Origin of the sequence: Stutzerimonas tarimensis (assembly GCF_042648805.1) — a bacterium.
GTDB classification, from domain to species: Bacteria; Pseudomonadota; Gammaproteobacteria; order Pseudomonadales; family Pseudomonadaceae; genus Azomonas; species Azomonas tarimensis.
The window spans coordinates 1-12,175 of record NZ_JBHRXZ010000001.1; the positions used below are offsets into that span (position 1 = coordinate 1).

Annotated in this window: 11 protein-coding genes, 3 tRNA genes and 1 pseudogene; 2 read left to right on the top strand and 13 right to left on the bottom strand. The window is 62.8% G+C overall.

Translation table 11 applies throughout. The features are described from left to right. From ACFOMF_RS00005 to rnd, 13 genes and pseudogenes are all read right to left on the bottom strand, one after another. Nucleotides 1–271 (bottom strand): annotated as a pseudogene (locus tag ACFOMF_RS00005) (oxaloacetate decarboxylase); the annotation flags it as partial. Nucleotides 272–284: 13 nt separating this feature from the next. Next, entirely contained in the window at nt 285–521 is a 237-nt protein-coding gene (locus ACFOMF_RS00010) for an OadG family protein (protein WP_386359896.1), read from the bottom strand. Nucleotides 522–664: 143 nt separating this feature from the next. Next, complete coding sequence (gene mgtE, locus ACFOMF_RS00015; protein WP_386359898.1) at nt 665–2,098, bottom strand: magnesium transporter; 1,434 nt, start codon at nt 2,096–2,098, stop codon at nt 665–667. A 320-nt stretch (nt 2,099–2,418) separates the two neighbouring features. Continuing rightward, a tRNA-Arg gene (locus tag ACFOMF_RS00020) sits at nt 2,419–2,495 on the bottom strand. A 51-nt stretch (nt 2,496–2,546) separates the two neighbouring features. After that, nucleotides 2,547–2,623: transfer RNA gene (locus ACFOMF_RS00025), tRNA-Arg, on the bottom strand. A 98-nt stretch (nt 2,624–2,721) separates the two neighbouring features. Beyond that, nucleotides 2,722–2,812 (bottom strand) — tRNA-Ser (locus tag ACFOMF_RS00030). 59 nt (nt 2,813–2,871) lie between these two features. Beyond that, nucleotides 2,872–3,057 (bottom strand): carbon storage regulator CsrA, encoded by a 186-nt coding sequence (gene csrA, locus ACFOMF_RS00035; RefSeq protein WP_183167834.1) that lies wholly within the window; start codon nt 3,055–3,057, stop codon nt 2,872–2,874. Nucleotides 3,058–3,253: 196 nt separating this feature from the next. After that, on the bottom strand, nt 3,254–4,486 hold the full coding sequence (locus ACFOMF_RS00040) for an aspartate kinase (RefSeq protein WP_386359902.1): 1,233 nt from the start codon (nt 4,484–4,486) through the stop codon (nt 3,254–3,256). Between the two features lie 74 nt (nt 4,487–4,560). Then, nucleotides 4,561–7,188: an alanine--tRNA ligase gene (alaS, locus tag ACFOMF_RS00045; RefSeq protein WP_386359905.1), complete on the bottom strand. Its 2,628-nt coding sequence runs from the start codon at nt 7,186–7,188 to the stop codon at nt 4,561–4,563. Between the two features lie 200 nt (nt 7,189–7,388). Further along, nucleotides 7,389–8,582, bottom strand: coding sequence for a hypothetical protein (locus tag ACFOMF_RS00050; RefSeq protein WP_386360293.1), 1,194 nt, complete (start codon nt 8,580–8,582; stop codon nt 7,389–7,391). Between the two features lie 56 nt (nt 8,583–8,638). Then, nucleotides 8,639–9,088, bottom strand: coding sequence for a YcgN family cysteine cluster protein (locus ACFOMF_RS00055; protein ID WP_386359908.1), 450 nt, complete (start codon nt 9,086–9,088; stop codon nt 8,639–8,641). 77 nt (nt 9,089–9,165) lie between these two features. Next, complete coding sequence (locus ACFOMF_RS00060; RefSeq protein WP_386359911.1) at nt 9,166–9,459, bottom strand: YcgL domain-containing protein; 294 nt, start codon at nt 9,457–9,459, stop codon at nt 9,166–9,168. Beyond that, a complete protein-coding gene (gene rnd / locus ACFOMF_RS00065) occupies nt 9,456–10,580 on the bottom strand; it encodes a ribonuclease D (RefSeq protein WP_386359914.1) in 1,125 nt (374 codons plus the stop codon). The genes ACFOMF_RS00060 and rnd overlap by 4 nt, the downstream gene beginning before the upstream one ends. Nucleotides 10,581–10,660: 80 nt before the next feature. On the opposite strand from rnd, the gene ACFOMF_RS00070 reads away from it, so the two are divergent. Together ACFOMF_RS00070 and ACFOMF_RS00075 are read left to right on the top strand one after the other, a co-directional pair. Further along, nucleotides 10,661–11,287 carry an OmpP1/FadL family transporter gene (locus ACFOMF_RS00070; RefSeq protein WP_386359917.1) on the top strand — a complete coding sequence of 209 codons (627 nt, stop codon included), beginning with the start codon at nt 10,661–10,663 and terminating at the stop codon, nt 11,285–11,287. A gap of 75 nt (nt 11,288–11,362) precedes the next feature. Next, a complete protein-coding gene (locus tag ACFOMF_RS00075) occupies nt 11,363–12,172 on the top strand; it encodes a metallophosphoesterase family protein (RefSeq protein ID WP_386359920.1) in 810 nt (269 codons plus the stop codon). The last annotated feature ends 3 nt before the right edge of the window (nt 12,173–12,175 follow it).

Sequence of the window (12,175 nt, forward strand, 5' to 3'; positions counted from 1 at the left end):
GGTTCTGGCCACGCAGCAGCATCTGCTGGCGGGTGTTGGGCATGGCCTGCTTCAGGGCGCGGATACGCTCCCAGGGGTCTTCACCGAGGTAGCGGATGCAGGCATCGAAGGTCGCCCCACCCCAGGACTCCACCGACCAGAAGCCCACCTGATCGAGCTTGGGCGCGATCGGCAGCATGTCTTCCAGGCGGACCCGGGTAGCGAGGATGGATTGGTGGGCGTCACGAAGCACCACATCGGTGATGCCGAGTGGCTGGTTGCGGCTGGTCATGTCGAACTCCTTTTCAGCCCCGACGGGCACGGTGGCGTTGGAGGGCGATGCGAATGGCAGTGATGGTATCGTCATCCACGCCGTTTGCTGCCGCGGGCGCAGCGGCTACCGCAGGTGCCGGTTCCAACCGACCCACCACGAACGACATGAGCCGCACACAGTAAATCAACACGATCAAAAAGACGAATACGAAGCCCATGCCGAATAGCATGAGTTCGACACCTTGAAGCAAAAGGTCACCGGAGGTCATCGGTTTCTTTCCTTGGGTCGCGCTTTTGGCGCTTTTGTTATGGTCATCACGGTCCGTTCTATGCGGAGCGCGGGTGCAAACCGTTAGACCTTAACGAGAAAGAAACAAGATGAAAACTGTTTTGTTGTGCCCGCTCGCGGGCACTACATGAGGAAGATGGTGGCCAGCCCAAGAAAGATGAAGAAGCCGCCACTGTCGGTCATAGCCGTGATCATCACGCTCGCACCCAACGCCGGATCGCGCCCTAGACGCGCCAGGGTCATGGGGATGAGCACGCCCATCATGGCCGCCAGCAGCAGGTTGAGCGTCATTGCTGCGGTCATTACCGCTCCCAGCGCCCAGTTGTCATAGAGCATCCAGGCCACCAGCCCGATCACACCGCCCCAGATGAACCCGTTGATGAGGCCTACGCCCATCTCCTTGCGCAACAGGCGAAGCGTGTTGGCGATACTCACCTGGTCCAGAGCCATGGCGCGAACGATCATGGTAATGGTCTGGTTGCCGGAGTTGCCGCCAATGCCGGCGACGATGGGCATCAATGCCGCGAGCGCGACCAGTTGCTCGATGGCGCCATCGAACAGACCGATGACTCGCGAAGCGATGAATGCGGTAACGAGGTTGAGAGCCAACCAGGCCCAGCGGTTACGGACCGATTTCCAGACCGAGGCGAAGATGTCCTCCTCCTCGCGGAGACCGGCCATGTTCAGCACTTCGGTTTCGCTTTCCTCACGAATGAGATCAACCATCGCATCGATGGTGAGGCGGCCGATCAACTTGCCGTTCTTGTCTACGACGGGCGAGGACACCAGGTCATAGCGCTCGAACGCCTGCGCCGCCTCGTAGGCATCGCCGTCGGGATGAAAGGCAACCGGATCGTTGGCCATCACCTCAGCCACCTGCCGCTCCGGATCGTTGACCAGCAGCCGCTTGATCGGCAACACGCCCTGGAGAATGCCGCCAGCGTCGACCACGAAAAGCTTGTCGGTGTGCCCCGGCAGCTCTTTTAGCCGACGCAGGTAGCGCAGCACCACCTCGAGACTCACGTCCTCGCGGATGGTCACCATCTGGAAGTCCATCAGCGCGCCGACGCGGTCCTCGTCGTAGGAAAGCGCCGAGCGAACCCGCTCGCGCTGCTGCGCGTCCAGGCTTTCCATCAATTCATGGACGACGTCTCGGGGCAGCTCTGGAGCAAGGTCCGCAAGCTCGTCGGCGTCCATGTCTCGAGCGGCGGCGAGCAGCTCCTGGTCATCCATGTCGGCGATCAGGCTTTCTCGAACCGCGTCGGACACCTCCAGAAGGATGTCGCCATCACGTTCGGCACGCACCAGTTGCCAGACCGTCAGGCGATCGTCGAGCGGGAGGGCTTCCAGGATGTGGGCGACATCCGCCGGGTGCAGCTCGTTGAGTTTGCGTTGCAGCTCACCAAGCGGATCGTCGGCTTGCAGCTCGACAGCAACCGCGGCCTGTTCAGCCCCTGCCTCGCCCGCAGTCTTGTGCTGCTGCAGCAGTTCGAGGACCAGCGCCAGCCGATCCTGGAGGGTTTCCTGAGTCTTCTTGGTTTCCGCTACATCGGTCATGGCGCACTCCACCCCCGGACAAAGGGCGCGCCCAGGGTCAATCTGACATTATGCGATTGGCAAAGACGAAATTTGCGTGACTACTGGGTAAGTCCATGGGGGTTGTCCGAAAGCCCGGCGGGCGAACCTGCGGATCATATCACCGCCTGATGCAAAGTTCCTCCCGAACGCCCTAATAACAACGACTTAGCCACACAAGAGATGACGATTGCCAGCCACCGGCCAGTGCATGACAAGGTGACGGCGACTACAAGAGACCGCGCGCAGGAGCGAAAGGCACATGAAAAAGGGCCTGCATTGCTGCAAGCCCTTTACAGAGATGGCGCACTCAGGAGGATTCGAACCTCCGACCGCCCGGTTCGTAGCCGGGTACTCTATCCAGCTGAGCTATGAGTGCGTGACTGCTTTGCTTCCATCAAGACCGAAAGAAGACGCTGTGAAACCAAAATGGCGCACTCAGGAGGATTCGAACCTCCGACCGCCCGGTTCGTAGCCGGGTACTCTATCCAGCTGAGCTATGAGTGCGCTGAGGGCGTGCATTATAGGGCTGTTGACTCACTGGTCAAGCATTGCTTGAGCGCTTCCACCCTCAAGCAGGCCTCAACCGAAGCCCTTTCATGCAATGGCGGAGAGGGGGGGATTCGAACCCCCGACACCCTTTTGAGATGTACTCCCTTAGCAGGGGAGCGCCTTCGGCCACTCGGCCACCTCTCCGCAACGGGGCGAATAATACTCTGATTCGCGCCGCTTGCCTAGCAAAAAATTCGGAAAAATCAGTGGCTTGATTCCTGATCCTTCTCCTTCTGGATCCGCTGGTAGATCTCCTCGCGGTGAACAGCGACCTCCTTGGGCGCATTCACACCAATTCGTACCTGATTGCCCTTCACTCCCAGGACGGTAACTGTCACTTCATCACCGACCATCAGGGTCTCTCCGACCCGGCGAGTCAGAATTAGCATTCCTTTCTCCTTAACGGATTCTTTTCAGAAAACAGTCTGCAAAAAATAAATCGGAATATAGCATCCGAAAAACCAGCTCTATAGGCCTAAACGCCACCTATGGACCTATGCCAAACAATTGAAATTCCTTCCGCCCGCGCCTATTTCGACCAAAGGTGCGCGCCAGCGCGCACCTTTACCTCACAATGACGCGGTTTCAGGCTTGACCACCAGGCGCGTCGAGATCAAAGGCGGTGTGCAACGCCCTGACCGCAAGCTCCAGGTACTTCTCCTCGATGACCACCGACACCTTGATTTCCGATGTGGAAATCATCTGGATGTTGATGCTTTCCTTCGCCAGAGCCTCGAACATGCGACTGGCCACGCCCGCATGGGAACGCATGCCGACCCCAACGATCGAGACCTTGGCGATATCGGTATCGCCGGACACTTCACGTGCACCCATTCCGTCGGCAGTCTGCTTGAGTACCGCCAACGCCTTGTCGTAGTCGTTGCGGTGGACGGTAAAGGTGAAGTCCGTCGTCTTATCGTGCGCCACGTTCTGCACGATCATGTCCACCTCGACATTGGCCGCACTGATCGGACCAAGGATCGAGAACGCCACCCCTGGGTTGTCCGGCACGCCGCGAATGGTCAGCTTGGCTTCGTCGCGGTTGAAAGCGATGCCGGAGATGATCGGCTGTTCCATGGATTCCTCTTCATCAAGGGTAATGAGGGTGCCTGGCCCCTCCTGGAAGCTGTGCAGCACGCGCAGCGGAACGTTGTACTTGCCGGCGAACTCCACCGAGCGAATCTGCAGCACCTTGGAACCCAGGCTGGCCATCTCCAGCATCTCCTCGAAGGTGACTTTCTCCAGACGCCGGGCCTTGGCGACGACACGAGGGTCGGTGGTGTACACCCCGTCGACGTCGGTATAGATCTGGCATTCGTCCGCCTTTAGCGCCGCCGCGAGAGCCACGCCGGTGGTATCGGAGCCGCCCCGTCCGAGGGTCGTGATGTTGCCCTTCTCGTCCACACCCTGGAAGCCCGCGACCACCACCACCTTGCCAGCCTTCAGATCGGCCTGGATGCGGTGCCCGTCGATGTTGAGGATGCGTGCCTTGTTGAAGGAACTGTCCGTGAGAATGCGCACCTGGCTGCCGGTGTAGGACACTGCCTGCACGCCGCGTTTGATCAGCGCCATCGCCAGCAAGGCAATGGTGACCTGCTCGCCAGTGGAAACCATCACATCGAGTTCGCGCGGCTCCGGCGCGGGATTGATCTGTCTGGCCAGATCGATCAGGCGATTGGTCTCGCCGCTCATGGCGGATACCACCACGACGATCTCGTCGCCGTTGTCGCGAAACTTCTTAACCTTGTCGGCGACCTGCTCGATGCGCTCGACACTGCCGACCGAGGTTCCGCCGAATTTCTGTACGATCAAAGCCATTTCATCGCCGCCTAACGCCCCTCAGGGCCATCTGGATCATCCCGCCGACCTGCCAGCGGCAGCTCGGCGCCCTTTCAGAGCCCCTGCTCGACAAAGCCGTGCGCGAGCGCCAGCGCTGCGTCCAACCCGGCCGGGTCACTACCGCCACCCTGCGCCATGTCCGGACGACCGCCACCCTTGCCACCTACTGCCGCAGCCGCCTGCTTCATCAGGTCGCCCGCCTTGAGCCTGGCAGTCAGGTCCTGGGTCACTCCGGCCACCAGCACCACCTTGCCCTCCTGCGCGCCACCCAGCAGGACCACCGCACTGCCCAGCTTGTTCTTCAATTGATCGACCATGGCCAGCAGCGCCTTGCCGTCCAGCCCGTCGAGTCGAGCCGCCAACACCCGCACGCCCCTGACCTCGATGGCCGAGGCGGCAAGGTCATTGCCTGCGGCGCTGGCGGCCCTGGCCTTGAGCTGCTCGAGCTCTTTTTCCAGCTGGCGGTTGCGCTCGAGCACCGCGCTCAACTTGTCGACCAGGGTTTCGCGGCTGCCCTTGACCAGCGACGCGGCATCCTTGAGTTGCTGCTCGGCCTGATTGAGGTAGGCCAAGGCCGCAGCACCGGTCACCGCCTCGATACGCCGCACGCCCGAGGCGACACCGCCCTCGCTGACGATCTTGAAAAGGCCGATGTCGCCGGTGCGGCTGACATGGGTGCCGCCGCAGAGCTCCACGGAGAACCCGCCGCCCATGGTCAGCACGCGCACCTGAGCGCCGTACTTCTCGCCGAACAACGCCATGGCGCCCCTGGCCTTGGCGGTCTCGATGTCGGTTTCCTCGATCTCCACCGGCGTGTTCAGGCGGATCTGGGTATTGACGATGTCTTCGAGGCGCTGCAATTGGGCGGCGGAGACCGCTTCGAAGTGGCTGAAGTCGAAGCGCAGGCGCTGGCTGTCCACCAGCGAGCCCTTCTGCTGGACATGCTCGCCCAGCACCTCGCGCAGCGCGGCATGCAGCAGGTGGGTGGCCGAGTGGTTGAGCGCCGTGGACTGGCGCACCGAATCATCCACCACCGCAGCGACGCTGTCGTCGACCGAAAGGATGCCGCTGTCCAGCACGCCGTGATGGAGGAAGGCTCCACCACCGGTCTTGCTGGTCTCGCGCACGTCGAACCGCAAGTCGTTGGCCGTGAGGTAACCGCAGTCGCCGATCTGGCCGCCGGACTCGGCGTAGAACGGCGTCTGGTCCAGTACCACCACGCCCTCCTCGCCGGCACGCAACTGGTCGACCTTCACGCCATCCTTGAACAGTACCAACACCCTGCCCTCGCCACGGGTGCCCCGATAGCCGGTGAAGCGGGTCTCACCCTCCACCTTCACGAGGCTGTTGTAGTCCATGCCGAAAGCGCTGGCGGAGCGGGCGCGTTCACGCTGAGCCTCCATTTCCCGCTCGAACCCTTCCTCGTCCAGGCGCAGCTTGCGTTCACGAGCGATGTCATTGGTGAGATCGACAGGAAAGCCATAGGTGTCGTACAGCTTGAACACCAGCTCTCCGGGAATCAGGTCGCCGGACAGCGCCGCCAGGTCCTGCTCGAGGATCCTAAGCCCCTGCTCCAGGGTCTTGGCGAACTGTTCTTCTTCGGTTTTCAGCACCCGCTCGACATGCGCCTGCTGCTGCCTCAGTTCAGGGAAGGCTTCACCCATCTCGGCAGCGAGCGCAGCGACGATCTTGTGGAAGAAGGGACCGCTGGCGCCAAGCTTGTTGCCGTGACGGCAGGCGCGACGAATGATCCGACGCAGTACGTAGCCACGGCCTTCGTTCGACGGCAGCACGCCATCGCTGATCAGGAAGCTGCAGGAGCGGATGTGATCGGCTACCACTTTCAGCGAGGGGGCATCGTCATTGGTGCAGCCGATAGCCTCGGCAGCCGCCTTTAGGAGGTTCTGGAACAGGTCGATTTCGTAGTTCGAATGCACCCGTTGCAGCACCGCACTGATGCGCTCCAGACCCATCCCGGTGTCAACGCTCGGGGCCGGCAGCGGCTCCATCGAGCCGTCGGCGGAGCGGTTGAACTGCATGAATACGTTGTTCCAGATCTCGATGTAGCGGTCACCGTCCTCGTCTTCCGAGCCCGGCGGGCCGCCCCAGATACCCTCGCCGTGATCGTAGAAAATTTCGGTGCAGGGGCCGCACGGGCCGGTATCACCCATGGTCCAGAAGTTGTCCGAAGCGTAAGGCGCACCCTTGTTGTCGCCGATGCGGATCATCCGCTCCGATGGCACGCCGACTTCCCGGGTCCAGATATCGTAGGCCTCGTCATCGCTGGCGTAGACCGTTACCCAGAGCCTGTCCTTGGGCAGGCCGAGCCATTTTTCGCTGGTGAGGAATTCCCAGGCATAGCTGATGGCGTCGCGCTTGAAGTAATCGCCGAAGCTGAAGTTGCCCAGCATCTCGAAAAAGGTGTGGTGGCGCGCGGTGTAGCCGACGTTTTCCAGATCGTTGTGCTTGCCGCCGGCGCGTACGCACTTCTGGCTGCTGGCAGCACGGGTGTAGTCGCGTTTTTCCAGGCCCAGGAAGCAGTCCTTGAATTGGTTCATACCGGCATTGGTGAACAACAGGGTGGGATCGTTCGCCGGAATCAGCGAGCTGGAGGCGACGCGGGTATGGCCCTTTTCTTCGAAAAACCGAAGGAAGGCTTCACGGATTTCTGCGCTTTTCATAGATTCTTCCAGGAAACTGCGGCTGGGCGGTTGCCAGTCGGCGCGGGCGGCTCGCCAGCCCTGCAGACGGATTGCCGGCAAATGGACGCATTATATCGGCGTTACGCCCATCCTGCAGAGCGTTGCGCCATAGAAATATATGATCGACCGGTCAGAGCGGCGGAGCAATCACGAACCAGGGCATCCCGTACGCCCTGGCGTCAGCGTAGCAACCGGGTATCGAGCACCTTGGAACGCCCGCCGAGCAGGGTCTCGGCCAGCTCGACAAGGTCATCGGTGCTCACAGGCCCCATGCGCATCAGCCCACGGGTCAGGTCATCCAGCGAATGACGACCTCGGCTTCGGCTGCGGATCTCCTTGTCGAGGTCCTGTAGCAGCAATACCGCGCGCGCCGTCACGGGACCACTGGAGCGCTCGGAACGCAGACTTTCGACGTCGCGACTCCATTTGATCAGCCGCTCGCGCGCGGCCTGATAGCGGTCCTCGCTTATACCGCCGGCGCGCCGTACCAGCTCGATCGCGTAGTACTCGGCGACCCCCTCGGTGATCCAGTCGCTGCGATCGCGATGGCGAATGCGGCTGAACACATGCACCAACTCATGAACCAGCGAACTGGTGCCGTTTTCGCTCACCAGCGGACGGTCAGCGTGCAGGTACAACGAATTGGGCCCGGACAGCCCTCCCCGCCACATGGGGTCGCCAGCGCTGACGATCAGCAGTTTGGCCGGATCCCGGGGAAAGACGTTCTGGACCTGCGGCCAGACGAAGGTGAGCAGCGTCAGGATATCCATGCGCCGGGCACCCTCGCCCACCGGCGCCGCCACCGTCACGTCGGTGTCGCCGAGTCTGGCGCGACGGGTGCCGAGCTTGCCCGCCAGCATCCAGCCGGTCGGACGGTCCAGCAGCCGTTCGGGATTGTCGATGCGAAAGCGGTGCTTGCCGATGCGGGGCCAGCCGGTTTCAACGCTGCGCCAGCCCTCGGGCAGCTCGAAGGTGAGGCGCGCGACAAGCTCAACGCCGTCGCGCTGGTCCAGGCGCGCGCCGGGCACCAGGTCGTCGCCGCGAAACAGTGCCCAGTCTGGCGTCATCAGCGCGTCGTAGCGACCGTTCGAGCGCTTATCGCTGATCCGTACCTTCCAGGCCAGCCGCGCCTGCCCTTCGGCAGGCCGCCAGATGCCACGCCCGCCTGACTGCTCCCATTCGCCATCTGCCCGGAAGTCGCTATAGCGCCCGTCCTCACCAAGGTTGAAATCGAGACTGCGCACCCTCTCGCCGCGCGCCAGGATCATCTGCACTTCGGCCTGGTCCTGCTCGGGCAGAAAGCGAACATGGTAATCGAGGTCGACACGTCTGGCCGCCTGCCCCACCTCGCAGAACAACAGCAAGGGCAACATCAGCGAGATGAACAGGCGGATGGGCAAGCGGAACTCCTTGGCCATGGGGGGAGGCTTCAGCCGGCGCGGAAGATCAGGTGCGCCTCCCAGTCGTCCGGCTGCACTGCCCGCTCGCTGAGCATGCGTCCGGACTGGGAAATGCGCTGTTCGTGGACCGCCTGAGGATCACCGCAGACCAGGTGATGCCACAGCGGCAGCTCCTTGCCTTCAGCCACCAGCCGATAAGCGCAGGTGGGCGGCAGCCATTTGAAGCGCGGCGCATCGGCGGCGGTCAGCTGGATGCAGTCGGGCACCTGATCCTTGCGCCCTGAATAGTCGCTGCAGCGGCAGGACTGCAGGTCGAGCAACTTGCAGGCGATGCGCGTGTAGTAGACGCTTCCGTCGTCCTCGTCCTCGAGTTTCTGCAGGCAGCACAGGCCGCACCCATCGCACAGCGACTCCCATTCTTCCGGGTCGAGTTGGTCGAGGGTCTTGCGCAGCCAGAAGGGTTGGACTTTCGCCGCCATGATTCAGGTGTCGGAGGGAGGGTTGGACAGTCTATCCACAGCGGAGCAGCCGGCCAAGACCGGCGGTCTGCGAGCGCTCAGACAGGGTCGTTGCGCCGCAGCAGTTCGTCTGGCAGATGCTCGATGTACTCGTCCTCGGGTGGAGGCATCTGCAGGTGGAAGCCCTGCTTCTGGATGTTCTCCAGGACCACGGCGATGTCTTCGCGGGCCAGCTTGCGCTCGGGCGTCAGAACCAGGTCGAAGGCCAACTGCGGCGTACCAAAGGCCACCAGCAACGCCTCAGGCACCCGGCTGAGCGCCTCCTTGCGGTCGACGTAGAGGTACATCTCGTTTTTGCGCGGACTCTTGTAGATCGAACAGATGCGTTTCATGTGGGATTTTCCAGAACGTCGAGCAAGGCCTGCCCCATCCGCTCGCGGCGCCAGCCACGGAGCGAATCCGGCAGTTCATACGGGCCATGGGGATAGCCGCTCTTGAGCAGTGATTCGAGGATTTTGCGCCGCAGGGTCAGCTCTGGCGCGAGGCCCAAGGCCTCGGCCTCGCGCTGGCCCACCGCGCGCAGTTTCTTCAAACAGGCTGCGGCCTCGAGCGGCAAGGGTGGCGGGAGGCGCTCCGGCAGCGATTCGACGGGGGTGTCGGCGGCGTCCCGAATAAGCTGCAGGAGGGTCGCACCGTCCTGCCTCACGGTACGCGGATGCATGTCTTCCACCTTGGCCAGCGAGGTCAGGTCACCCGGCTGGAAACGCGCCAGTGGCCACAGGCAGTTCTCACGGACGATACGGTTGCGCGGCACGTCGCGTTGCCGGGCCTCACGCTCGCGCCAGGCGGTCAGCGCGCGTAGCACTGCCAGTTGCTGGGGCGTGAGCCGCCAACCCAGCTTGGATTCACGATAGAGCAGTTCGGGATCGACCTCACGCCGCAGCCCGGCGGCAAGCTCGGCGCCGTCCTCCAGCAGCCAGCGACGCTTGTCCTCGCTCAGCCTGGGATCAAGCGCCAGGTACAGCTCGGCCAGATGCTGGACGTCTTCGGCGGCGTAACGGACCTGCGTCTCGCTGAGCGGTCGCTGCAGCCAGTCGGAACGGGTTTCCCCCTTGGGCAGCTCCACCGACAGCACCTGTTCGACGAGCCGCGAATAGCCCATCGAAAAACCGTAGTTGAGGTAGGCCGCCGCCAGCTGGGTGTCGAACAGCGGCTCGGGCAGGGTGCCAGTCAGGCGGTGCAGGACCTCGAGATCCTCGCTGCAGGCATGCAGCACCTTCATCACCGCTGGGTCTTCGAGCAGAGCGGCGAAGGGCGCCCAGTCATTCACCAGCAACGGATCGATCAGCCAGGCGCGCTGCGTGTCACCCACCTGCACCAGCCCGGTGATGGGATAGAAAGTGTCGACGCGCATGAATTCGGTGTCGATCGCGATAAAGGGCTGCTGCTGCCATTGGGCGCAGAGGTCAGCCAGTTGCGAATCCTCGCGGACCCACTGGATATCGATGCTCACGTGGCAACTATCCTTGCACGGTTTCCCTGTCAGGCTCGGCTGGGCGCCGGTATGAGCCGTACAGTATATAGGTCGGCTGGGTGCCGCGGGCGGATCGCCATGGCGAATATGCCCGCTACCCGCTGGGAGGACCGCGTCTCCTATATGATTCCGGCGCTCTCAACGGCCGCTACCGCGCCTCGCTCGACTTCACCACGCCCGAATCGCTCGAGAGCGCACTGAGCTGGAGGCTGGACGAGCGCTGGACCTCGCATGGCAGCGCAGTCTGGACCCGCTGGGGGCGCTTGCAGGAGATTGTCGTCGAGAACCGGGGCGTGGCCCTCCCCGGTTTCACCGAAGTGCGCGAAACCATGAACTGGAGCGATACCCTGAGCTGGCATCTGGGGGCGGCCTACCAGGCCAGTCCGCAATGGACGGTTCGCGCCGGGTTCGCCCTCGATCCCAGCCCCACTCGCAGGCGCGACCGCACCGCCCGGGTGCCGGTCGGAGATCGCAAGCTCTATACGATCGGTGCTGGCTGGTCCCCCAACCGCGACGTGACCCTCGACCTGGCCTACGCCTACGCTCAAGAGAGCACGGCCCAGGTGAAGCAGTCGGCGCTGGTCGAGCAGACCGCTGCCGGCCCACTGCCGATACAACCGGGTTATTTCGCCGATTACCGCAACCGGTTCCATGTGCTCACCGCACAATTGAGCTATCGCTTCTGAACTGGCTTGAACCATCGTCTGCATACGCTGCCTCAGAGGACCCCACGGCGGCGAGGGTCCGTTTATAATCGCGCCATGACCACTATTCTGCAGATCTCCGATACGCATTTCGGCACAGAGGTGCCCGCCGTCGTGGATGCCCTGGAGCACCACGTCCGCGAGCACCCCGCCGACCTTCTCATCCTCTCCGGTGACATCACCCAGCGTGCACGGCGCAGCCAGTTCGAAGCCGCCCGGGCAGCCATGCAGCGCCTGCAGCAAGGCGGTATCGGCGAGATGCTGGTGATACCCGGCAATCACGACATCCCGCTCTACGACGTGCTATCGCGTCTGTTCAGCCCTTACGGCAACTACCGCCGCTGCTTTGGCGATGACCTCGAGCCGACCTACGAAACCGATCAGATGCTGGTGATGGGACTCAACACTACCCATCCGCGCCGGCACAAGGACGGCAAGGTGACTGCGCGTCAGGTCGAGACCGTCGCCGAGCGGCTGGCGCGTACCGATCCGGCGAAGGTACGCATCGTGGTGGCGCACCAGCCGTTCGGCGCCATGGTGACGAGCGATCTGCGCAATCTCCAGACAGGCGCCGAACCGGCACTCAAGTGCTGGGCCGACGCTGGACTGGATCTGGTCATGGGTGGGCACATTCACCTGCCCTATGTGCTGCCGCTGAGCGGACAGTACCCCGACCTGTCGCGGGAAATCTGGATGGTCCAGTCCGGCACTGCGCTGTCGTCCCGGCTGCGCGGAACCTCGCCGAACTCCTTCAACCGGCTGCGTTTGGTGGCCGGCGATGCCAAGCATGTCCAGGTCGAGCGCTGGGATTTTCAGGGCGACGGCTTTCTTCTTGCCGCACGTTTCCAGCTCGACTGGCCGGCCTGAGCC

What these genes read in the sequence shown, in the direction of transcription:
- ACFOMF_RS00040 (WP_386359902.1), bottom strand. Translation starts at nt 4,486, where the DNA reads ATGGCTTTGATCGTACAGAAATTCGGCGGAACCTCGGTCGGCAGTGTC.
- ACFOMF_RS00050 (WP_386360293.1), bottom strand. Translation starts at nt 8,582, where the DNA reads ATGTTGCCCTTGCTGTTGTTCTGCGAGGTGGGGCAGGCGGCCAGACGT.
- mgtE (WP_386359898.1), bottom strand. Translation starts at nt 2,098, where the DNA reads ATGACCGATGTAGCGGAAACCAAGAAGACTCAGGAAACCCTCCAGGAT.
- ACFOMF_RS00060 (WP_386359911.1), bottom strand. Translation starts at nt 9,459, where the DNA reads ATGAAACGCATCTGTTCGATCTACAAGAGTCCGCGCAAAAACGAGATG.
- alaS (WP_386359905.1), bottom strand. Translation starts at nt 7,188, where the DNA reads ATGAAAAGCGCAGAAATCCGTGAAGCCTTCCTTCGGTTTTTCGAAGAA.
- csrA (WP_183167834.1), bottom strand. Translation starts at nt 3,057, where the DNA reads ATGCTAATTCTGACTCGCCGGGTCGGAGAGACCCTGATGGTCGGTGAT.
- ACFOMF_RS00075 (WP_386359920.1), top strand. Translation starts at nt 11,363, where the DNA reads ATGACCACTATTCTGCAGATCTCCGATACGCATTTCGGCACAGAGGTG.
- ACFOMF_RS00055 (WP_386359908.1), bottom strand. Translation starts at nt 9,088, where the DNA reads ATGGCGGCGAAAGTCCAACCCTTCTGGCTGCGCAAGACCCTCGACCAA.
- ACFOMF_RS00010 (WP_386359896.1), bottom strand. Translation starts at nt 521, where the DNA reads ATGACCTCCGGTGACCTTTTGCTTCAAGGTGTCGAACTCATGCTATTC.